Below are 22,761 nucleotides of genomic sequence, written 5' to 3'. Positions count from 1 at the left end.
CAGCAATGGCTAGATCACTGACTACCAGCTTTTCCACCTTCGCCCTGGTGGCGGCATTGGGACTCACAGCGGGCAACGCCACGGCCCAGGACAGCCTCACCGTGGTGTCCTGGGGCGGCGCCTATGGCGCGGCGCAGAAAAAACACGTCATCGACCCTTACCAGGCAGAGTCCGGCGTCAAGGTATTGTTCGAGGATTACTCGGGCGGCGTCGCCGAGATCAAGGCCCAGGTCGAATCCGGCAACATTCAGTGGGATGTGGTCGACTTCGAGGTGATCGACCTCGAGCGCGCCTGCTCCGAAGGCCTGCTGGAAACCCTCGACCACAGCGTACTGCCGGCCGGCATCGACGGCACCCCGGCCGCCCAGGACTTCATCCCCGAAGCCCTGGCCAGCGAGTGCGCGGTGGGCAACATCGTCTGGTCGGTGGTGTTCGCCTACAACCAGAACACCATCGGCGGCACCAAGGCTGCCAGCATCGGCGACTTCTTCGACACCGCCAAGATTCCCGGCAAGCGCGCCCTGCGCAAACGCCCGCAGGTGAACATGGAATGGGCACTGCTGGCCGACGGCGTGGCGCCCGATGAAGTGTACGACGTGCTGGCCACCCCCGAAGGCCAGCAACGCGCCTTCGACAAGCTGGACAGCATCAAGAAGGACATCGTCTGGTTCGACTCCTGGTCGCAGGCGCCACAACTGCTCAATGACGGCGGTGCGGTGCTGGTGCAATCGGCCAACGGCCGCTTCTACGACGCCATCGTGCAGGAGAAGAAACCCTTCGAAATCGTCTGGGACGGCCACGTCTACGACCTCGACGCCTGGGCCATCGTCAAAGGCTCGAAGAAGAAAGACCTAGCTATGGAATTCATCAAGTACGCCACCGGCTCCAAGCCGCTGGCCGGCATGCCGGACGTCGCCTACGGCCCGACCCGCAAGTCGTCCATGCCGCTGGCAGACCAGACTGCGACGCCGCACCTGCCGACCGCTCACCTGGATAAAGGCATCCAGGCTGGCTCCGAGTTCTGGGCTGACTATGGCGAGTCGTTGGGTGAGAAATTCAACGAGTGGTTGTTGAAGTAAAGGCCATCAGCTCCCCTCTCCCACTTGTGGGAGAGGGGTTGGGGGAGAGGGTGAATCTGTCACCCTCTCCCCAGCCCTCTCCCGTAAACGGGAGAGGGAGCTACTGATCGACACTTGCTGTGCGCCCTGTTTTACGGAGTAACACCTTGTCATCCCTGACCACCAGCGAAGCTGGCCAAGCCGCCAGCGCCCGTCGCAAGAAGCGCGTCGCCGCCTTTCTGTTCGTGGTGCCACTGCTGCTGTTCATCCTCGTCACCTTCGTCGCCCCCATCGGGACCATGCTGTGGCGCAGCGTGTATCACCCGACCGTGGCCGAACTGATTCCGCAGACCCTGGCCGAGCTCGAACGCTGGGACGATCACAAGCAACTGCCGGACGAAAAAACCCTGCAGGTCTTCGCCAGCGAACTGCATGGCCTTAACCAGCAGCGCCTGTCCGGCAAGCTCTCCGAAGAACTCAACCGCGCCTATACCGGCATGTCCAGCGTGGTCAAAGCCACTGCCCGGCGCGTTGGCCGACTGGACGCCCAGGCGCTGCAAAGCCAAGGCGTGCAGACGCTGCTCGAGGCCCACCGCAACTGGAGCAAGCCCGAGCTGTGGTACGCCATCGAGCGCGCCGGCAAGGTCTACACCTACGACTACTACCTGACGGCTCTGGACCTGGAGATGCACCCAGACGAGGGCATCCAGGCGCGCCAGGACACCCAGATCTACCTGCAGCTGTATTCCAAGACCCTGAACATGGCGCTGGTCATCACCCTGCTCTGCGCCCTGCTCGGCTACCCGCTGGCCTACTACCTCGCCGGCCTGCCGTCGAACCGCGCCAACCTGCTGCTGGTGCTGGTGCTGCTGCCGTTCTGGACCTCGCTGCTGGTGCGTACCACCTCGTGGATCGCGCTGTTGCAGACCAACGGCGTGATCAACTCCTTCCTCATGGGCATCGGCCTGATCAGTCAGCCCTTCGAGATGCTCTATACCTCGTTCGCCACCGTGGTGGCGATGACCCACATCCTGCTGCCGTTCATGATTCTGCCGCTGTACAGTGTGATGCGCGGCATCGACCCCAGCTACATGCGCGCCGCACTCAGCCTCGGCGACAAACCGATCCCGGCCTTCGTCCGCATCTACTTCCCGATGACCTTGCCCGGACTCAGTGCCGGGGCACTGCTGGTATTCATCATCTCCGTGGGCTACTACATCACCCCGGCACTGGTCGGTGGCACCGACGGACAGATGATCAGCAACATCATCGCCTTCCATATGCAGCGCTCGAACAACTGGGAGCTGGCCGCCGCGCTGGGCTCGCTGCTGCTCGGGCTGATCCTGTTGCTGTACTGGGTGTACGACCGTTTCGTCGGCGCCAGCAATATCAAGTTGGGATGATGAGACGATGAAGATCCCCGCCTACTACGGCTTCTGGCACCACCTCGGACACTGGCTGCTCAAGGCCAGCTCCTGGCTGGTGCTGCTGTTTCTGATTCTGCCGATCCTGGTGATCGTGCCGCTGTCGTTCAACGCAGAGCCGTTCTTCAGCTTCACCGAAGGCATGCTCACCCTCGACCCCGAGGCCTATTCGCTGCGCTGGTACCGGGAGGTATTCAACGATCCGAAGTGGATACTGGCGATCAAGAACAGCTTCTTCATCGGCATCCTCTCGACCATCCTCGCCACCATTCTGGGCACCTGCGCCGCCATAGGCCTGGCCCGCGATGAGATGCCGTTTCGCCGCTTCATCACCGCCCTGCTGCTGTCGCCAATGATCGTGCCGCTGATCATCACCGCCGCCGGCATGTTCTTCTTCTACTCCAACCTCGGCCTGGCCGGTGGCTACCTGGGCGTGATCCTGGCCCATGCCGCACTTGGTACGCCGTTCGTCATTATCACTGTCACCGCCACCCTCACCGGTTTCGACTACAGCCTGGCACGCGCCGCGCTGAATCTGGGCGCCACGCCGATCCGCGTGTTCTTCGACGTGATCATGCCGCTGATCCGCCCCGGCGTGATCAGCGGCGCGCTGTTCGCCTTCATCACCTCGTTCGATGAAGTGGTGGTGATCCTGTTCATGGCCGGCCCACAGCAACGCACCATTCCCCGGCAGATGTTCTCGGGCCTGCGCGAGCAGATCAACCCGAGCATCCTGGCCATCGCCACACTGCTGATCCTGGTCTCCATCGCCCTGCTGGTCACCCTGGAACTGCTACGCCGACGTGCCGAGCGGATGCGCGGGATCGAAATACCGCATTGAGCCGTCACGGGCCTGCGCACGACCGGCAACCTTCCCCCGCCAGCCCTGCCGGGCGTAGAATCGCCCCATTCCCCGCCCGGCATCCTCCGGCGGGCCTGTGAGCCCTGGCCGCACGAACGGCGATCCCGTTTCGTCATGCAGCCCACACTACGCGGCGACCTGCCGCCCACCGACGCTCACCGCCTATACAACCGCATTAGCCGCAGGAATCCGTCATGCCCGATTACCGCTCGAAAACCTCCACCCACGGCCGCAACATGGCCGGCGCCCGCGCCCTGTGGCGCGCCACCGGGATGAAGGACGAAGACTTCAAGAAACCGATCATCGCCATCGCCAACTCCTTCACCCAGTTCGTGCCCGGCCACGTGCACCTGAAGGATCTCGGCCAACTGGTCGCCCGCGAGATCGAGAAGCACGGCGGCGTGGCCAAGGAATTCAACACCATCGCCGTCGACGACGGCATCGCCATGGGCCACGACGGCATGCTCTATTCGCTGCCGAGCCGCGAGATCATCGCCGACTCCGTGGAATACATGGTCAACGCCCACTGCGCCGACGCCATCGTCTGCATCAGCAACTGCGACAAGATCACCCCCGGCATGCTGATGGCCGCCCTGCGCCTGAACATCCCGGTGGTGTTCGTCTCCGGCGGGCCGATGGAAGCCGGCAAGACCAAGCTGGCCAACCACGGCCTGGACCTGGTCGACGCCATGGTCATCGCCGCCGACGACAGCGCCAGCGACGAGAAGGTCGCCGAGTACGAGCGCAGCGCCTGCCCGACCTGCGGCAGCTGCTCCGGCATGTTCACCGCCAACTCGATGAACTGCCTGGCCGAGGCCCTCGGCCTGGCCCTGCCGGGCAATGGCTCCACACTGGCCACCCACAGCGACCGCGAGCAGCTGTTCCTACGCGCCGGGCGCCTGGCGGTGGAGCTGTGCCAGCGCTACTACGGCGAGAACGACGACTCCGTGCTGCCGCGCAATATCGCCAACTTCAAGGCCTTCGAGAACGCCATGATGCTGGACATCGCCATGGGCGGCTCGACCAACACCATCCTCCACCTGCTGGCCGCGGCCCAGGAAGCCGAGATTGATTTCGACCTGCGCGATATCGACCGCCTGTCACGCATCGTGCCGCAGCTGTGCAAGGTGGCGCCGAACATCCAGAAGTACCACATGGAAGACGTGCACCGCGCCGGCGGCGTCTTCAGCATCCTCGGCGAGCTGGCTCGCGGCGGCCTGCTGCACACCGACGTGGCCACCGTGCACAGCCCGAGCATGGCCGACGCCATCGCCCAGTGGGACATCACCCAGACCCGCGACGAGGCCGTGCACCACTTCTTCAAGGCCGGCCCGGCCGGTATCCCGACCCAGACCGCATTCAGCCAGAGCACCCGCTGGGAAACCCTCGACGACGACCGTGCCGAAGGCTGCATTCGCAGCGTCGAGCACGCGTACTCCCAGGAAGGCGGACTTGCGGTGCTGTACGGCAACATCGCCCTCGATGGCTGCGTGGTGAAGACCGCGGGTGTGGACGAATCGATCCATGTCTTCGAGGGCAACGCCAAGGTCTTCGAGAGCCAGGACAGCGCGGTCAAGGGCATCCTCAATGACGAAGTGAAGGAAGGTGACATCGTCATCATCCGTTACGAAGGTCCGAAAGGTGGCCCTGGCATGCAGGAGATGCTCTATCCGACCAGCTACCTGAAGTCCAAGGGTCTGGGCAAGGCCTGCGCCCTGCTCACCGACGGCCGCTTCTCCGGTGGCACCAGCGGCCTGTCCATCGGCCACGCCTCGCCGGAAGCGGCAGCAGGTGGCGCCATCGGCCTGGTCAACGACGGCGACAAGATCCTCATCGACATCCCCAATCGCAGCATCAACCTGCTGGTCAGCGATGAAGAACTGGCCGCCCGCCGTGCCGAACAGGACAAGAAAGGCTGGAAGCCGGCCGCACCACGCGCGCGCAAGGTAACCACCGCACTCAAGGCCTACGCCCTGCTCGCCACCAGCGCCGACAAGGGTGCGGTGCGCAACAAGGCCATGCTGGACGGCTGATACCCGCCCCCTGCCTAAACTAAGCCCGGCCATGTGCCGGGCTTGGTCGTTTTATCGATAGCCACTACCATTTGCCCTCCGTCAGGTTGCCAGAGCCCCGTTCTTATGCCCAAGTCACCCGTCGCGTTTGAAGCCTTGCCGTATCACTTGCAATCGGTGCTATTCAACCTGGCGCCCTGTGTCATGGGGCAGAACAAAACCGCATTGCTCAAACACCTGCGCGCGCTCAACGTGCGCCTCTCCAGCTCACGGCAGCTTGATCACACCTGCTTCAGCGAGGTGGCCAAGGAACTCATCGCAACCGGCTGGCTAACCCAGGGGCAAAGCGACAGGCACACCTTGTTTGGCATCACGCCGAATCTACGCAACGAAGTACTGCTGCGTCTGTTCAAGTCAGAGGATCGCGTCGCATTGCTCAAGGCACATGTGCAACAGCTAACCCCGCTCGACACCTGGTCATCACCGTCCAGCAAACGGCTCATGGAGGAAGTCTGGCTGGCGATCATCGCTGACGATGCCGATTACCTGGCACAGGCGCTGGAGCAACTGGACGATGTGGTCCCCATCCATGAATCGCTGGAATGGCACCCGATCCGGCAGATGCTCAACGACGAAGCCGGGCAGACCCTCTTGGCCAGACTGTCCCTGCCGGTTCGCCAGCTACTGCTCGACGACCACCTGCAACTGGCCGCGATAGCCTGCTCACCGGCCGAGCAGAGCTATCGAATGGCCCTGCAGAGCCTGCAACAGCACAACGATATGGAGCTTGGCTTGCAGGTACTGCTGCACGCCCTGTGGCGCGGCGATCAGGCAACCCTCGAGCAGATGGCCCTTGAGACGCGCAGCCTGATGCATGTGATCATCAGCCTGTTCGCCAAGGGCGCCTTACGCGACATGCTGGCCGTGCTACGTGAGTGGATGGCCGATCTGCGCAAGCAGACCAAAAAGCGCAAGATCGACCTCCCGCCGACACTCAACGCGCTGTACTGCCTGGCGCTGATTCAGGAAAACGATCCCAAGCAGTTACCGACGCTCAAACAAGCCCTACAACTGGGCAGCAAACAGGGGTATGGCATCGCCTATCAGCTGCTGCTGAGTTTTCTCGACCTGCGCCAAGGCAGTCGACCGCCGCAGTTGCACAAACTGCCGCCACTGGCTCCGGGCCTGGATGGGTTGCTGCTCGGCCTGGCGCTGTACTGGCTGGATGAGCCGCTGGCCAGGCAAAAGGCTTGGCGTAACGCCTTGCAGGAACAGGCGCAGCAGCTATGTGAAAATGGCTATCGTTGGCTCGCCGATGAATACGAAGCGCTGATCAGCCGCCAATTCGGCGGCAGCGCGCCACTGCCTGATGGTGCGCTGCCCCTGGTAGACCTGTATCAGCGTCAGGAAAGCTGGCAACTGGCACTCAACGCACTGAGCCTGATCCGCTCACCGGCCAACCCGGTCAAGAGCGCCGAGCAACAAACGCGCCTGGCCTGGCTGCTCAGTATGAATCGCTACAGCGGCCTGACGCTCGAGCCCCGCGAGCAAAAACGCAACGCCAAGGGGCAATGGAGCAAGGGCCGCCCCGTTGCCCTCAAGCGTCTGCTCGAGGACGGCGACAGCCTGGACTTTCTCTGCGATCAGGACCGTGAGGCCAACCGCCTGATCCAGGTCGAGAGCAGCTATTACGGTGGTCGCCAGTACAGCCTGCCGGCTTCCCTTGCACTGCAGCGCCTGGTGGGCCATCCCCATCTGTTCTGGCAGGATGCGCCAGAGGTAAGGGTCGACGTCAGCCTGGGCGAGCCCGGCCTGCAGCTCAAGGAAAGCAAAGGCCAGATCAGCCTGCGGCTTCAGCCTGAGGGCATCGGCCACGGCGAGTTGCTGCTGGTGAAGGAAACCCCCACGCGACTGAAGATCTACCCAGTCAGCAAGGAGCTGCGGCAGATCGCCGAGATCATCGGTGACGGCCTCAACGTGCCGCTGTCAGCCAAGGCGCAACTGGTCGAAGCCATTGGCAGTATCGCCCCGTTGCTGCCCATCCACTCGGATATCCCGGAGCTGACCGCGCACGTCGAAGAGATAAGCGCCGATACCCGCCTCTACGCCCATCTACTGCCGTTGGCCGAGGGGCTGCGCTTGCAATTGCTGGTGCGGCCTCTGGCTGAAGGTGGCTGGTTCCGGCCAGGGCATGGCAGCGAGCGCCTGCTGGGTGAGCGCGACGGTAAAACCGTGCAAGTGGCGCGTAATCTCAAGCACGAACGCCAAGCCCTGCAACAGATCCTCGACGCCTGCCCAGCCCTGGCCAATGCCGACAGCGACGGTCAGGAGTGGCAACTGGAAAACCCGCAGGACGCCCTGCAGGTGCTCAGCGAGCTGCAGGCCATCGACGGCCAGCTACTCGAATGCGTATGGCCGGAAGGCGAGCGCATGCGCATCAAGGGCCGCAGCGAGATCCAGCACCTCAAGCTTGGCCTCAAGCAACAAGGCGACTGGTTCCAGCTTCAAGGCGAGCTGACCCTGGATGACGGCCGAGTGCTGCAGCTACGCCAATTGCTGGAGCTGCTCAAGGCCAGCCCTGGCCGCTTCATCACACTGGGCAGCAATGACTGGCTGGCCATCGGCAACAGCCTGCGCAAGCGCCTGGACGAACTGAGCCACCTGGCCGAACGGATCAACGACGATGGCCTGCGCCTGAGCCCGCTGACCACCCCGCTGCTCGCCGAACTGGCCGAAGAAGCCGGCGAATTCAAGGCCAGTCAGGACTGGCAGACCCACCTACAACGCCTGCAGTCCCTGCGGGATTATCAGCCAGCGGTGCCAAGCACCTTGCAGGCCGAACTGCGTGATTACCAGCAAGAAGGCTTTGCCTGGCTGGCACGCCTGGCACAGTGGGGCGTGGGCGCCTGCCTGGCCGACGACATGGGCTTGGGTAAAACCGTACAAACCCTGGCCCTGCTGCTGTTGCGCGCCGCACAAGGCCCACAGTTGGTGGTGGCACCGACCTCGGTGACGCTCAACTGGCAGGCCGAAAGCAATCGCTTCGCCCCTACCCTCAACATCCGCGACTACCAACACACGCGCACCCTGGACGGTCTAGGTCCACGGGATCTGGTCATCGTCAGCTACGGCCTGCTGCAACAGGATGCCGACGCATTCAGCAAACAGCCTTGGGTCAGCGTGGTGCTCGATGAGGCGCAGGCGATCAAGAACGCCCAGACCAAACGTTCGCAGGCCGCCATGGCCCTGCAGGCCGACTTCCGCCTGATCGCCACCGGCACCCCACTGGAAAACCACCTGGGCGAATTGTGGAACCTGTTCCGCTTCATCAACCCCAGCTTGCTCGGCAGCCAGGACAGCTTTGGCCAACGCTTCGCCACCCCCATCGAACAGGGCGATGCCTCGGCGCGGCGCGCCCTGAAGAACCTGATCCAACCCTTCATCCTGCGTCGCCTGAAAAGCCAGGTGCTCGATGAGCTGCCCGCGCGCACCGAAATCACCTACAAGGTGCCGCTGTCCGAGGCCGAAGCCCATCAGTACGAAGCCCTGCGCCAGCAGGCCGTAGACAACCTCAGCGCACCCGACGAAGAGCGCAGCCCGCTTCAGGTGCTGACCGAGATCACCCGCCTGCGCCGCTTCTGCTGCCATCCCTCACTGGTGATTCCGGGTAGCCCCCTGAGCAGCAGCAAACTCCAGGCCTTCGCGGAAATCGTCGAAGAGCTGCTGGACAACCGTCACAAGGCGCTGGTCTTCAGCCAATTCGTCGACCACCTGGACATCGTTCGCGCCTGGCTGGATAAGCGCGGCATCCACTATCAGTACCTCGACGGCGCCACCCCAGCCAAGGAGCGCCAGAAGCGGGTCAACGCCTTCCAGGCCGGCGAAGGCGAGATATTCCTGATCAGCCTCAAGGCCGGTGGCAGCGGCCTCAACCTGACCGCCGCCGACTACGTCATCCACCTCGACCCCTGGTGGAATCCGGCAGTGGAAGACCAGGCCAGCGACCGCGCTCACCGCATGGGCCAAAAACGCCCGGTGACCATCTACCGACTGGTTACGGAAAACACCATCGAGGAACAAATCGTCAGCCTGCACGCCCGCAAACGCGACCTTGCCAGCAGCCTGCTCGAAGGCGGCGAGATGAGCGGCAAGCTCGATGCCGATGCCTTGCTGGCACTGCTCAAGGGGCAGTGATGCGCATCGGCCTGATCGCCGACACCCACAACCTGCTGCGCCCCGAAGCGCTAGCAGCGTTGCAAGGCGTCGCTCACCTGATCCATGCCGGCGATATCGGCGGGCCGCACATTCTGGCCGATCTGGAACGCATCGCACCGCTGTCGGTGGTGCGCGGCAACAATGATCAGGACAGCTGGGCCGACGCCATCCCCGAGCGCCTGACGCTACGCTTCGGCGCCATCGCCCTGCATGTGCTGCACGACCTCAAGCAGCTGGATATCGACCCGGCAGCTCAGGGCATCGACGTGGTAATCGCCGGTCACTCGCACAAGCCGCTGCACGAAAAGCGCAACGGCGTGCTCTACCTCAACCCCGGCAGCGCCGGGCCACGGCGCTTCAAGCTACCCATCGGCGTGGGCATTCTGCATATCGAGGATGGCCGGGCACGGGCCAAGCTGATCACGCTGGAGGTCTAATGCGGGTGCTGGAATTGGTGGGCTGAAGCGGATCGCCGCCCGGCCCACCCTGCTCGATCGGGCATGGCTGTAGGGTGGGCTTCAGCCCACCAATCAAGACACCACGCTAGCAAGGCAGATGAAAGAGTCTCATCCACCCTGCTGTGACATTCGACCTTGAAAAACGCCATGGACGAAGCCATATAGGTAGACACGACCTTTCCGTGCCCTCCCCTTTTCCCGCCTGATGGAGAACTCCATGACCCTCGACGAGCTCAACGCCATCCCCGGCGTGACCGCCAAACCCGACGCAGCCACCGCCGACTTCGTCTACAACCACACCATGATCCGTGTGAAGGATCTGCAGAAGTCGCTGGATTTCTACACCCGCGTGCTGGGCTTCACCCTGCTGGAGAAGAAGGACTTCCCCGACGCCGAGTTCAGCCTGTACTTCCTCGCCCTGATCAATGACAAGTCGCAGATCCCGACCGACCCGGCAGCTCGCCATCAGTGGCGCAAGTCCATCCCCGGCATACTGGAGCTGACCTACAACTACGGCACCGAGAAGGACCCGGAATTCTCCTACCACAGCGGCAACAGCGACCCGCGCGGCTTCGGCCACCTGTGCGTATCGGTGCCGGATATCAAGGCGGCCTGCCAGCGTTTCGAAGACCTCGGCGTGGACTTCCAGAAACGCCTCACCGACGGCCGCATGCGCGACATCGCCTTCATCAAGGATCCGGACGGTTACTGGGTGGAGATCATCCAATTCACCGAAGTGATCTGATTCTCGCCTCCGCGAAAAACGAAACAACGAGGGGCTGCCTCCAGCGAGGCAGCCCCTCGTTCGTTGCGGGGTTCAGCTGACGCCGACGTAGCGGTCCGCCCGGTGATTGATCGCCAGCACCAGGTTGAGCATCACCGCCCCCAGTACCGAGAGCAACACCTTGTCTGGCGACACCACGAAGATCGCCGCCAGCACGATGCTCGCGTCGATGGCCATCTGCACCGCGCCCGCGCGCAGACCGAAGCGCTCCTGCATGTACAGCGCGAGGATGTTCACCCCGCCCAGGCTGGCGCGGTGGCGGAACAGCATCAGCAACCCCAGCCCCATCGCAGCCCCGCCAAACAGCGCGGCATAGAGAGCACTGAGGTGGGCGAAGGCGACCCACTGCGGGGTCAGTTCCGCCAACAGCGAAACCAGCAACACCGCGCAGCCAGTACGCAAGGTGAAGGCCCAGCCCATGCGCCAGATACCGAGCAGGTAAAACGGCAGATTGACCAGACAAAACACCAGACCGAACGACCAACCCGCCTGGTAGTTGGCGAGAAAGGCGATGCCGACGGTGCCGCCCGTCAGCAACCCGGCATGGGTGTAGAAGGCGATGCCTAGCGCCACCAGAGCGGTGCCGAACAGCAGGGCCAGCGCATCTTCCCAGAGTGGATGGCGCACGAAGAGTGCAGCGACGGCGTTCAGTTGCTCGTCGTCGGGCGATTGCTCAGACATATAAAGACCTGCATCAGGATGCACGAAAGAAAATGACGGCAGAGGCAAGGCAGTGGCCATCACCGCGCGCAGGGAAATCTGGCGGCAGAGATGGCCGGAAAGCTCGGCAGGGTTATGCGCCGCGGCGCTCCCACACTTCGAAGGCGTAAAACGGTGTCTCGGCCGAAGCCGGGTGCTCGACGCTGGAGGTCATGCGCCAGGTGACTTCGTCGACCTCGGGGAAGAAGGCATCGCCTTCGGGGTCGAGGCCGACACGCGTCAGGTACAGGCGATCAGCCTGGGCCAGGCCCAGCTCATAGAGCTGCGCGCCGCCGATCAGCATCAGTTCCTCGGCATCCTCTTCGCGCGCCCAGGCGTCGGCTCGTTCGATGGCCTCTTCCAGCGTCGCGAATACCTCGGCACCTTCCAGGGTCAGGCCCGCCTGGCGACTGACCACGATGTTGAGCCTGCCGGGCAATGGCCGACCGAGCGAATCCCAGGTCTTGCGCCCCATGATGATCGGCTTGCCGAGCGTCAGCGCCTTGAAATGCTTGAGGTCCGCCGGCAGGTGCCAGGGCAGCTGGTTGTCGCGACCGATCACACGGTTGTGCGCGAGCGCGGCGATCAGGGAAAGGGGTAGAGTCGTTTTCATGGCCGCGAGCATAGCAGAGCACCCAGCGGCCTCGCAGCCCACCTGTGGCCGAAGCAACGCTGTCGTCGTATCGTCACCTTCGCCGTTGCAGGCTAGCGGCTGAATCCACGAGCAAGGAGCTAGCGTCATGTCTAAATCACTATCTGCCTGGATATTGGGCGTCACACTGCTGCCACTGTCGGTCTTCGCCAGCCCGACTCCGGATAACGTCCAGGCCGCCATCGACTGGGCCCAGCAGCAACCCAGCGCCAGTCAAGCCCAAACCTGGCAGACCGCGGCGCCCCTGGTAATCGCTCATCGTGGCGCCAGCGGTTACGCGCCCGAGCACACCCTGGCCGCCTACGCGTTGGCGGCCTTGCAAGGCGCCGACTACATCGAGCCCGACCTAGTGATGACGCGCGACGGCCAACTGGTCGCCCGTCACGACAACGAACTGGGATTGACCACCGACGTGGCGCAGCGCCCCGAATTCGCTGACCGCAAACGCACCCAGAGCGTCGACGGGCGCAGCCTGGAAGGCTGGTTCAGCGAGGACTTCACCCTGGCCGAGCTGAAAACCCTGCGCGCCATCGAACGCATCCCGCAGCAGCGGCCGGGCAATACCCGCTTCAATGGCCAGTTCGAGATACCCACGCTGCAGGAGATCATCGATCTGGTGAAACGGCTGGAAGCCCTCCAGCAACGGTCCCTGGGTTTGTACCCGGAAACCAAGCACCCCACCCACTTCCAGCACCTCGACCTGTCCATGGAGAAACCGCTGCTGGCGGTGCTCGAACGCAACGGCTATGACAGCGCCGACGCGCCCGTTTTCATCCAGTCCTTCGAAGTGGATAACCTCAAGACACTGAGCAAACTGACCCCAATCCGCCTGGTGCAGCTGCTGTGGATAGAGGGCCAACCCTACGATCAGCAGGTACTGGGCAGTGACCTTGGCTATCAACAGATGATCACGCCAGAAGGCCTGAAAAACATCGCGAGCTACGCCGCCGGTATCGGCCCGGAGAAAGGCATGATCATCCCGCGTGATGCCGCCGGTAACCTGACCGCGCCGACCAGCCTGGTACGTGACGCCCATGCTGCCGGGCTCAAGGTGCACCCCTATACCTTCCGCGCCGAGAACGCCTTCCTGCCCACCAGCCTGCGCAGTGGCGACGTACCAAGTAATCGCGGCGACATCGACGCCGAGCTGCGTGCCTTCCTCGCCACCGGCATCGACGGCCTCTTCATCGACCAACCGGACATCGCCGTGCGGTTGCGCCAGCAGCGCTGATTAGCACCAAGGCGGATCAGGGGTTATCCTCAACCCCTGATCCGAACGACGAGACGCCGCGTGACAGACGCCTCCTCCCCCACGCCTTTCCAACGCCTCTGGCTCAGCGAGACCATTCGCCTGCGCGAGGAACACGCCGGCCCGCTCGAAGATGCCGAAGCCAATCGCCTGGCCCGTGCCGAGCACGGAGACCTGGCCGAGCGCATCCAGCATCGCGCCCTGTTTCTGGCCCGCCGTGACGGCCAGTGGCAAGCGCTGCTGCACTGGCTGCAAGGCGCCCGTCTGGCCGGCCTGCTGCTCGCCCTGCTGGCCTTGCTCAGCGGCTTTGGCCTGGCACTGGCCGCCTTGGGTGACGGGCGCCAACCCGTCAATGTGTTCTGGGCCCTAGGCAGCCTGCTCGGGCTCAACCTGCTGATGCTGCTTGGCTGGCTGCTGGGTCTGCTGCTGACCCGCGACCACCCTGGCGCGCTCGGTCGCCTGTGGCTGTGGCTCAGTGAAAAACTGGCACGCGACGCCAGCGCCGCGCAGTTGGCCCCGGCCCTGCTGCTGATGCTGCAACGCCAACGCCTGACCCGCTGGGGGCTCGGCCTGATGGTCAACGGCCTGTGGACGCTGGCCATGCTCGCGGCATTGGCCACCTTGCTGCTGCTGCTCGCCACGCGCCGCTACGGCTTCGTCTGGGAAACCACCATTCTTGGTGGCGACACCTTCATCGCCCTGACCCAAGCCATAGGCGCCTTGCCCGCGCTGCTCGGCTTCAGCCTGCCGGACATCGACGTCATTCGCGCCAGCGGCGATGCCGCCATCGCCAGTGAAGCGGCCCGGCAGAGCTGGGCCGGCTGGCTGGTCGGCGTGGTGCTGGTCTACGGCCTGCTGCCACGCCTGCTGCTGGCGCTGCTGTGCCTGTGGCGCTGGCAATCCGGCAAAGGCGCGCTGCGCCTGGATCTCGACCTACCGGGCTACAGCCTGCTACGCCAGCGCCTGCAACCGGACAGCGAACGTCTCGGTGTCTGCGACCTGGCGCCCGCCGCGCTGCATCAGCCGCAAGCCGGCACCAATTCCCAAGCTGGCAGCGGCGCGCTGCTGCTCGGCATCGAACTGGACGAGCGCCGCCCCTGGCCGCCCGCGCCGCTACCCAAGGGCGTGGCCGATGCCGGGGTGATCGACAGCCGCGAACAGCGCCGCCAGTTGCTCGAACAACTGACCCGCTTCCCGCCCGAACGTCTGGCCATCGCTTGCGACCCGCGCCGCTCACCGGATCGCGGCACCCTGGCGCTGCTCGGCGAACTGGCGCGTTGTGCGAGCGCCGCGCGCGTCTGGCTGCTACCGCCGACGCCCGGTGAGAGCCTGGACAGCGCGCGCCTGACGGACTGGCACCAGGCCCTCGACACCCTAGGGCTGACCCACGGTGATACGGCGCCGCTGAACTGGCTGGAGAGCGGACATGACTAGAGAGCCGCAGGCACACGGGCTTCATGTAGGAGCGAGCTCTGCTCGCGAACCATGGCAAACGGCAAAAGCTTCGCGAGCAGAGCTCGCTCCTACCTCGATGCACGCTCTGCTACCTCCTCGCTGCCTGATCGAGGCCACGGCATGAGCGCACCGCTGAAACTCGCCCTGGTCGGCCATACCAATGTCGGCAAGACCTCGCTGCTGCGCACCCTGACCCGCGACGTGGAGTTCGGCGAAGTCTCGCCGCGCGCCAGCACCACGCGCCATGTCGAGGGTGCGCGCCTGTCGGTGGATGGTCAGGCGTTGCTGGAGCTGTACGACACCCCCGGCCTGGAGGACGCCATTGCCCTGCTCGACTACCTGGAGCGCCTGGACCGTCCCGGCGAGCGCCTGGACGGCCCGGCCCGTCTGGCCCGCTTTCTCGAAGGCAGCGAAGCGCGCCAGCGTTACGAGCAGGAGGCCAAGGTATTGCGTCAGCTCATGGCCTCCGACGCAGGGCTGTACGTGATCGACGTGCGCGAACCGGTGCTGGCCAAGTACCGCGACGAACTGGCGGTGCTGACCATGTGCGGCCGGCCGCTGCTGCCGGTGCTCAACTTCGTCGCCAGCGCCAGCCATCGCGAAGGTGAATGGCGCGAAGCCCTGGCTCGCCTCGGCCTGCATGCCCTGGTGGCCTTCGACAGCGTGGCGCCACCGGAAGATGGCGAACGCCGTCTCTACGAAAGCCTGGCCCTGCTGCTGGAGCGTTCGCGCTCCCAGTTGCAGCGCCTGATCGAGGATCACGAAGCGCAGCGCCAGGCCCGTCGTCAGGCAGGCAACCGGCTGATCGCCGAGCTGCTGATCGACTGCGCCGCCTGCCGCCGCAGCGTCGCCGCCCAGCTGGTGCTGGAACAGGGCGCCATTTCTGAGCTGCGCGATGCGATTCGCCAACGCGAGCAGCGCTGCGTCGAGGCCCTATTGCGCCTGTATGCCTTCCGCAGCAGCGATGCCAAGGCGGCCGACCTGCCGCTGCTCGACGGCCGCTGGGGCGACGACCTGTTCAACCCGGAAACGCTGAAGCAGCTCGGCATCAAGGTCGGTGGCGGCATGGCGGCCGGCGCCGCCACGGGCGTCGGCGTCGACCTGCTGGTCGGCGGCATCACCCTGGGCGCCGCCGCAGCGCTGGGTGCGGTGATCGGCGGCAGTGCACAGACCCTGCGCAACTACGGGGAACGACTGAAGGGAAAACTCAAGGGCCAGCGCGAGCTGACCGTCGACGATGCTGTACTGCGCCTGCTCGCCCTGCGTCAGCAGCAACTGCTGGCCGCACTGAACGTACGTGGTCACGCCGCGGTGGACGCCATCACCCTCAACGCACCTCAGGAAACCCTGTGGCGCCAGGGCAAGCTACCGGCGCCACTTAACGTGGCACGGGCGCATCCCGAATGGTCATCACTCAACCCCGGCGCACGCCTGGAAGAGGCCGAACGCGCCGAACAGGTAGAGCGCCTGTGCAGCGACCTTTCCATGCAACCGGTGGGCTGAAGCCCACCCTACGCGATGAGTGATAGTTATCTGTAGGGTGGGCTTCAGCCCACCAATACCTACTCCCCAAACTCGCCATCACCATCATCCCGCCCACCCCAATCTGCAGGCAGGAGCCCGCGCCCGACATAACGATGGAAGCTCGAATAAGGCCAGTCGCCAACCTGACTCACCAGGCCGTGCTTTACCGGGTTGAAATGGATGTAGTCGACATGCCTTGCGAGATCCTCCTCATCACGGATGCGGTGCTCCCAGAAGCGTCTCTGCCAGACTCCCTTCTCACGCCTTCTGGATTTGCTGGCGCTGACAGACGCCATGGCGGGTAGAGCCCGAGAAAACTGGCTTTTGATCAATGCCCAACGCCGGGAATAGTCGCGGTCATCCTCAGGCAGTTCCCAAACAGCATGCAGATGGTCGGGTAGAACACAGATGGCGACGGTCTTGAACGGCATGCGCTTGCTGGCCTCGACGTAGACCTGGCGCAGCAGCGCAATTTCCTCCACCAGTAAGCGGGAACGACGATCAGCGAGAGTGACCGTGAAGAAGTAGGTTGCACCGGGAATCCGTTCGCGGCGGTAGTGGGGCATGGGCAGTCCTTTGCCTGTTGGGTGTCGGTGAAGGGGCCGGCGGCAACGGATTGGTGAATCGGTGGGCTGAAGCCCACCCTACAAGAAACGCCACCCGGCCCACCCTACATCCTAGTAGAGCTTCGTGACGCTGCCAGACCGTAGGGTGGGCCGGGCGGCGCTCCGCTTTAGCCCACCAGAGCCCACCCACTTCTATCTCACACTGCCACCGGCGCCTTGATATGCGGGTGCGCTTCGTAGCCGACCAGTTCGAAGTCCTCGAATTTGAAGGCCAGCAGATCCTTCACCTCGGGGTTGAGCTTCATGGTCGGCAGCGGCAGCGGCTGGCGGGTCAGTTGCAGATCAGTTTGCTCGATGTGGTTGGCGTACAGGTGGCAGTCGCCACCGGTCCAGATGAACTCGCCCGGCTGCAGGTTGCACACCTGCGCCACCATAAGCGTCAGCAGCGCGTAGCTGGCGATGTTGAAAGGCACGCCGAGGAAGATGTCTGCCGAACGCTGATAGAGCTGGCAGGAGAGCTTGCCGTCAGCGACGTAGAACTGGAACAGCGCATGACACGGTGGCAGGGCCATCTGCTCGACCAGCGCCGGGTTCCAGGCCGAGACGATCAGGCGGCGCGAATCCGGGTTCTTCCTGATCATTTCGATCAGCTTGGCGATCTGGTCGATGGACTCGCCATTGGGCGCCGGCCAGCTGCGCCACTGGTAGCCGTAGACCGGGCCGAGGTCGCCGTTCTCGTCGGCCCACTCGTCCCAGATGGATACACCATTTTCCTTCAGATAACGGATATTGGTGTCGCCCTGCAGGAACCACAGCAGCTCGTGGATGATCGAGCGCAGGTGACACTTCTTGGTGGTGACAATGGGGAATCCAGCGGCCAGGTCGAAGCGCATCTGGTAGCCGAACACGCTGTAGGTGCCGGTACCGGTGCGGTCTTCCTTGAAGGTGCCGTGCTCGCGCACGTGACGCATCAGGTCGAGGTACTGTTTCATCAGACGGCTCCTTGTACGGGCTGGCGCTTGTAGGCGTAGGCGATCAGGCCGATACCGCCGAGGATCATCGGCAGGCAGAGAATCTGGCCCATGGTCAGCCAGCCCCAGGCCAGGTAGCCCAGCTGGGCGTCCGGCACACGAACGAACTCGACGATGAAGCGGAACACCCCGTAGCACGCGGCGAACATACCGGACACCGCCATGGTGGGGCGCGGTTTACGCGAATAGAACCAGAGGATGGTGAACAGCGCCACGCCCTCCAGGGCGAACTGATACAGCTGCGACGGATGGCGCGCCAGTTGCTCAGGGTCGGTGGGGAAGACCATCGCCCAGGGCACATCGGTGGCCTTGCCCCACAGCTCGGCATTGATGAAGTTGCCGATGCGCCCGGCGCCCAGCCCGATCGGCACCAGTGGCGCGATGAAGTCCATCAGCTCGAAGAAGCTCTTGCCGTTGCGCTTGCCGAACCACCAGGTCGCCAGCATCACCCCGATCAGCCCGCCGTGGAAGGACATGCCGCCCTCCCAGACTCGCAGGATCTTCGCCGGCTCGGCGATATAGGCGGCAAAGTCATAGAAGAACACGTAGCCCAGACGGCCACCGAGAATCACCCCCATGGCCACCCAGAACACCAGGTCGGACAGCTTGTCCTTGGTCCAGGTAGCATCGAAACGCTCCAGCCGGCGCGAGGCCAGCCACCAGGCACCACCGATGCCGACCAGGTACATCAGACCGTACCAGTGGATTTTCAGGGGACCGAGGGCGATGGCCACCGGGTCGATCTGCGGATAAGGCAGCATCCAGGACTCCTTAAATGAAAAAACTCAGGCCCACGCTGAACAGCAGCAAGGCGAAAAGACGCTTGAGCAACAGTGGCGACAGGCGATGAGCCAGGCGCGCACCAAAACGGGCAAAGAACATGCTGGTCACGGCGATGCCCAGCAATGCCGGGAGATAGACGAAACCGACGCTCCATGGCGGCAGATTCGGATTCCCCCAGCCGGTAAACATGAAACTCAGCGCACCGGCAATGGCGATCGGCAAGCCACAGGCCGCCGAGGTCGCTACCGCCTGCTGGATCGGCACGCTGCGCCAGACCAGAAAGGGCACGGTCAGCGAACCACCGCCAATGCCGAAGATCGCCGACGCCCAACCGATCACCCCGCCGGCTACCGTCAGCGTCGGCTTGCCTGGGACACCGCGACTGGCCTTGGGTTTCAGGTCCAGCGCCATCTGCGCAGCAACGATGATGGCGAAGGTACCGATGATCTTCTGCAACCAAGGCCCCTGGATCAGCGCTGCGGTTAGCGCCCCCAGCGCTGCACCCAGCAGGATACCCAGAGTCAGCCAGCGAAACAGCGGCCAGCGTACCGCGCCCTTGCGGTGATGCTCGAGCAGCGAGTTGATCGAGGTAAAGATGATCGTCGCCAGGGAAGTGCCCACTGCCAGGTGAGTGAGGATTTCCGTTGCCAGACCCTGTGCGGTGAAGCTCAGCACCAGCACCGGCACGATGATCAGACCACCGCCCACGCCGAACAGGCCAGCCAGCACACCGGCAGCCGAGCCCAGTACCAGGTAGAGCAGCAGCTCCATAGACACCCCCAAAAACAAAGCGGCATGGTAGCGGAAATGCCTCCTCAACGGCACACGGATCGACGGAACGGTTGCCGCCCCTGGCTGAGCTCGCTAGCCTGCCAGACTCCGCCATAGGAGGAATGCGCATGTGCCTGATCGTCTTCGCCTGGCAGCCCGAAAGCCCGACGGTGCTGCGCCTGGCGGCCAATCGCGACGAGTTCTACGCGCGCCCCAGCGCCGCATTGAGTGAATGGCCGGATGCACCTGGCGTATTCGCCGGTCGCGATCTGCAAGCTGGGGGTACCTGGCTCGGCGTTACCGCGCAAGGCCGCTTCGCAGCGCTGACCAACATCCGCGATCCCAGGCAAAAAGCTGGCACGCGTTCACGCGGCGCGCTGACAGCCGACTACCTGCTGGGTCAGGAGTCGGCGCCGGCCTATCTCGACAGGATCATGCGCGATGCCACCGAATATGCCGGCTTCAATCTGCTGGTTGGCGATGCTCAACAGCTCTGGCATTTCAATTCTCAGGAAGGACAGCCCAGGCAACTAGAGAGCGGCATATATGGCCTGTCCAACGCCAGCCTCGACACGCCCTGGCCGAAGCTGCTGCGCGCCAGAGATGCGTTGAGTGAACGCATCGATGGGGTGGATGAAGACTTGCTTGAGATGCTGAGCGACAGCAGCCAGCCAGCCGATCACCTGCTGCCGGACACTGGCGTAGGACTGGCCACGGAGCGCCTGCTGTCGAGCGTGTTCATCGCCAGCGCCACCTACGGCACTCGCGCCAGCACGGTGCTGAACCTCAAACAGAATGGCGGCTGGAGCATCACCGAGCGCAGCTTCGGCCCACATAGCACCGTACTCGACGAGGTCGTCTTACGTCGGTAGCCCGGACGCAGTCCGGGAACACCGTACAAATCTTCCCCGGATTGCATCCGGACTACGCAGCGTTTCAGGCCTGGATATTGGAGGCTGGGTTGATCACTCGGCCCAGCCCCAGATTGCGCAGTGCCAGGTGCAGGGTGCTGTAGATCAGGTGCGGGTTGTCCATGGTCATCACCTGCCCCAGCAGTTCCGTGGCCTTGCTCTGGGTGACCTGACGCAGCAACCATTTCACCTTGGGCAGGTTGGTGGCGTTCATCGACAGCGAATCGAAGCCCATCGCCAGCAACAACACGGCAGCCGCCGGATCGCCGGCCATCTCACCGCAGATGCTCACTGGTTTGCCTTCGAGATGCGCGTCGTTGACCACTTTCTGTAAGGCCTGCAGCACCGCCGGGTGGAGGAAATCGTAGAGATCCGCCACACGCGGGTTGTTGCGGTCGACCGCCAGCAGGTATTGGGTCAGGTCGTTGGAGCCGACCGAGAGGAAATCGACCTGGCGCGCCAGTTCGCGGGTCTGATAAACGGCTGCCGGGATCTCGATCATCACGCCGATAGGCGGCAGTGGCACATCGGTACCCTCGTCACGCACCTCGCCCCAGGCGCGGTGGATCAAGTGCAGCGCCTCTTCCAGCTCCTGCGTGCCGGAAATCATCGGCAACAGGATGCGCAGGTTGTTCAGCCCCTCGCTGGCCTTGAGCATGGCGCGGGTCTGCACCAGGAAGATTTCCGGGTGATCGAGGGTCACGCGAATGCCGCGCCAGCCCAGGAAGGGGTTCTCTTCCTTGATCGGGAAGTAGGACAGCGACTTGTCGCCGCCGATATCCAGGGTGCGCATGGTCACCGGCAGCGGGTGGAAGGCCTGCAACTGCTCGCGATAGGTGGCCAGTTGCTCCTTCTCGCTGGGAAAGCGCTCGTTGACCATGAACGGCACTTCGGTACGGTACAGGCCGACGCCCTCGGCGCCGCGCTGCTGGGCACGTGCAACATCGGCGAGCAGGCCGGTGTTGACCCACAGCGGCATACGGTGGCCGTCGAGGGTCTCGCAGGGCAGCGCGCGCAGAGCATCGAGCCCTTCGGTGAGCTGGCGCTCCTCCTCGACAACCTCAGCGTACTGCTTGCTCAGCAGCTCGCTGGGGTTGGTGAAAACTTCGCCATGGTAGCCGTCGACAATCAGCTTGATGCCGTCGATCTTCGAATACGGCAGATCGACCACACCCATCACCGTGGGAATGCCCATGGCGCGGGCGAAAATCGCCACATGGGAGTTACCCGAGCCGGTCACCGAGATCAGACCGACCAGCTTGCCTTCCGGCACTTCGCCGAGCATCGCCGGCGACAGCTCCTCGCTGACCAGGATGGTGTTATCCGGATAGACCAGCGTGGTCTTGCGTTCTTCCTGCAGGTAGGCGAGCAGGCGCCGACCGAGGTCGCGCACATCGCTGGCGCGCTCACGCAGATAGGCATCGTCCATCAGTTCGAAGCGATTGACGTGGTCGAGCACTACCTGGCGCAAGGCGCCCTGCGCCCATTGGCCGGTACGGATGACCTTGCGCACCTCGTTACCCAGCGCAGCATCCTCGAGCATCATCAGGTAGACGTCGAACAGCGCGCGCTCTTCCTTGCGCAGCTGAGTGGCGAGTTTCTCGGACAGCTCCTGCATGTCCTCGCGTACCCAGCCGAGCGCCTTGTCGAACAGCTCCAGCTCCGCCGTGATGTCATCGACGCTGCGGTCTGGAACTACATTGAGATCGGCCGGGGGCAGCACCACGACAGCGGTACCGACCGCTGCCCCCGGTGCACCCGGCACGCCGACGAACTTGGCCTCCTGCACGCCTTTGCCCTGGCGCCCCAGACCGCGAATCGAGCCGGTTGCCTCGGCATGGGCGATAACGCCAGCGAGCTGCGCGCTCATGGTGACCAGAAAAGCTTCCTCGCCCTCGTCGAACTGGCGGCGTTCCTTCTGCTGCACCACCAGAACGCCCATCACCCGGCGGTGGTGGATGATCGGTGCACCAAGGAAGGAGGCGTAGCGCTCCTCGCCAGTCTCGGCGAAATAGCGGTAGCGGGGGTGACTGGCGGCGTCTTCGAGGTTAAGCGGCTCTTCACGGCTACCGACCAGGCCGACCAGGCCCTCGCTGGGGGCCATGCTGACCTTGCCGATGGAGCGCTTGTTGAGGCCGTTGGTGGCCATCAACACGAAACGATTGGTTTCCGCATCGAGCAGGTAGACCGAGCAGACCTGGCTGCCCATCGCTTCCTTGACTCGCTGCACGATGATCGACAGCGCCGCCTTGAGATCCTTGGCGGCGTTTACTTCCTGGACGATCTTGCGCAGCGTATTGAGCATGC

The 22,761-nt window shown here is 63.9% G+C and carries 18 protein-coding genes; 11 read left to right on the top strand and 7 right to left on the bottom strand.

The window, feature by feature from the left end; genetic code table 11:
* The first annotated feature begins 5 nt into the window (after positions 1–5).
* The 7 genes from BLS08_RS19535 to gloA all read left to right on the top strand — a co-directional run bounded on the left by BLS08_RS19535 (position 6) and on the right by gloA (position 10,774).
* Entirely contained in the window at positions 6–1,079 is a 1,074-nt protein-coding gene (locus BLS08_RS19535; protein ID WP_090337281.1) for an ABC transporter substrate-binding protein, read from the top strand.
* 146 nt (positions 1,080–1,225) lie between these two features.
* The gene (locus tag BLS08_RS19530; RefSeq protein WP_090337279.1) at positions 1,226–2,461 is read left to right on the top strand and encodes an ABC transporter permease; all 1,236 of its coding nucleotides are present in this window, start codon (positions 1,226–1,228) and stop codon (positions 2,459–2,461) included.
* Between the two features lie 7 nt (positions 2,462–2,468).
* The gene (locus tag BLS08_RS19525; RefSeq protein WP_084340443.1) at positions 2,469–3,323 is read left to right on the top strand and encodes an ABC transporter permease; all 855 of its coding nucleotides are present in this window, start codon (positions 2,469–2,471) and stop codon (positions 3,321–3,323) included.
* 215 nt (positions 3,324–3,538) lie between these two features.
* Complete coding sequence (gene ilvD / locus BLS08_RS19520) at positions 3,539–5,377, top strand: dihydroxy-acid dehydratase (RefSeq protein ID WP_090337278.1); 1,839 nt, start codon at positions 3,539–3,541, stop codon at positions 5,375–5,377.
* Between the two features lie 183 nt (positions 5,378–5,560).
* A complete protein-coding gene (locus tag BLS08_RS19515; RefSeq protein ID WP_244155381.1) occupies positions 5,561–9,550 on the top strand; it encodes a DEAD/DEAH box helicase in 3,990 nt (1,329 codons plus the stop codon).
* Positions 9,550–10,008 (top strand): metallophosphoesterase family protein, encoded by a 459-nt coding sequence (locus BLS08_RS19510; protein ID WP_090337275.1) that lies wholly within the window; start codon positions 9,550–9,552, stop codon positions 10,006–10,008. Before BLS08_RS19515 ends, BLS08_RS19510 begins: the two co-directional genes overlap by 1 nt.
* Positions 10,009–10,246: 238 nt before the next feature.
* A complete protein-coding gene (gloA, locus tag BLS08_RS19505) occupies positions 10,247–10,774 on the top strand; it encodes a lactoylglutathione lyase (protein WP_090337273.1) in 528 nt (175 codons plus the stop codon).
* A 72-nt stretch (positions 10,775–10,846) separates the two neighbouring features.
* Here the strand turns inward: gloA and BLS08_RS19500 are convergent, their stop codons facing one another.
* The gene (locus BLS08_RS19500; RefSeq protein ID WP_090337272.1) at positions 10,847–11,494 is read right to left on the bottom strand and encodes a YitT family protein; all 648 of its coding nucleotides are present in this window, start codon (positions 11,492–11,494) and stop codon (positions 10,847–10,849) included.
* Between the two features lie 112 nt (positions 11,495–11,606).
* Complete coding sequence (locus BLS08_RS19495; protein ID WP_090337271.1) at positions 11,607–12,137, bottom strand: dihydrofolate reductase; 531 nt, start codon at positions 12,135–12,137, stop codon at positions 11,607–11,609.
* Positions 12,138–12,252: 115 nt separating this feature from the next.
* On the opposite strand from BLS08_RS19495, the gene BLS08_RS19490 reads away from it, so the two are divergent.
* The 3 genes from BLS08_RS19490 (at position 12,253) to BLS08_RS19480 (ending at position 16,371) form a co-directional block, all read left to right on the top strand.
* On the top strand, positions 12,253–13,395 hold the full coding sequence (locus BLS08_RS19490; RefSeq protein WP_090337269.1) for a glycerophosphodiester phosphodiesterase: 1,143 nt from the start codon (positions 12,253–12,255) through the stop codon (positions 13,393–13,395).
* 60 nt (positions 13,396–13,455) lie between these two features.
* A complete protein-coding gene (locus tag BLS08_RS19485; protein ID WP_090337267.1) occupies positions 13,456–14,847 on the top strand; it encodes a DUF2868 domain-containing protein in 1,392 nt (463 codons plus the stop codon).
* A gap of 141 nt (positions 14,848–14,988) precedes the next feature.
* Positions 14,989–16,371, top strand: coding sequence for a GTPase/DUF3482 domain-containing protein (locus BLS08_RS19480; protein ID WP_090337265.1), 1,383 nt, complete (start codon positions 14,989–14,991; stop codon positions 16,369–16,371).
* 59 nt (positions 16,372–16,430) lie between these two features.
* Here BLS08_RS19480 and BLS08_RS19475 read toward each other — a convergent pair whose 3' ends face one another.
* From BLS08_RS19475 to BLS08_RS19460, 4 genes are all read right to left on the bottom strand, one after another.
* Entirely contained in the window at positions 16,431–16,958 is a 528-nt protein-coding gene (locus BLS08_RS19475; RefSeq protein ID WP_017675911.1) for an REP-associated tyrosine transposase, read from the bottom strand.
* 197 nt (positions 16,959–17,155) lie between these two features.
* Positions 17,156–17,950: a thymidylate synthase gene (locus BLS08_RS19470; RefSeq protein ID WP_090337264.1), complete on the bottom strand. Its 795-nt coding sequence runs from the start codon at positions 17,948–17,950 to the stop codon at positions 17,156–17,158.
* A complete protein-coding gene (lgt, locus tag BLS08_RS19465; protein WP_017675913.1) occupies positions 17,950–18,750 on the bottom strand; it encodes a prolipoprotein diacylglyceryl transferase in 801 nt (266 codons plus the stop codon). Before lgt ends, BLS08_RS19470 begins: the two co-directional genes overlap by 1 nt.
* A gap of 10 nt (positions 18,751–18,760) precedes the next feature.
* Entirely contained in the window at positions 18,761–19,543 is a 783-nt protein-coding gene (locus BLS08_RS19460) for a sulfite exporter TauE/SafE family protein (RefSeq protein ID WP_017675914.1), read from the bottom strand.
* Positions 19,544–19,671: 128 nt separating this feature from the next.
* Here BLS08_RS19460 and BLS08_RS19455 point away from each other — a divergent pair, with 128 nt between their 5' ends.
* Positions 19,672–20,415 carry an NRDE family protein gene (locus tag BLS08_RS19455; protein WP_090337262.1) on the top strand — a complete coding sequence of 248 codons (744 nt, stop codon included), beginning with the start codon at positions 19,672–19,674 and terminating at the stop codon, positions 20,413–20,415.
* Positions 20,416–20,479: 64 nt separating this feature from the next.
* Here BLS08_RS19455 and ptsP read toward each other — a convergent pair whose 3' ends face one another.
* The gene (gene ptsP / locus BLS08_RS19450) at positions 20,480–22,759 is read right to left on the bottom strand and encodes a phosphoenolpyruvate--protein phosphotransferase (RefSeq protein ID WP_090337260.1); all 2,280 of its coding nucleotides are present in this window, start codon (positions 22,757–22,759) and stop codon (positions 20,480–20,482) included.
* Positions 22,760–22,761 lie beyond the last annotated feature (2 nt).

This window comes from Ectopseudomonas chengduensis (genome assembly GCF_900102635.1).
Lineage (GTDB): Bacteria > Pseudomonadota > Gammaproteobacteria > Pseudomonadales > Pseudomonadaceae > Aquipseudomonas > Aquipseudomonas chengduensis.
Note: the sequence above shows the minus strand (reverse complement) of the source record. Positions and strands in the feature narration are given on the sequence as shown.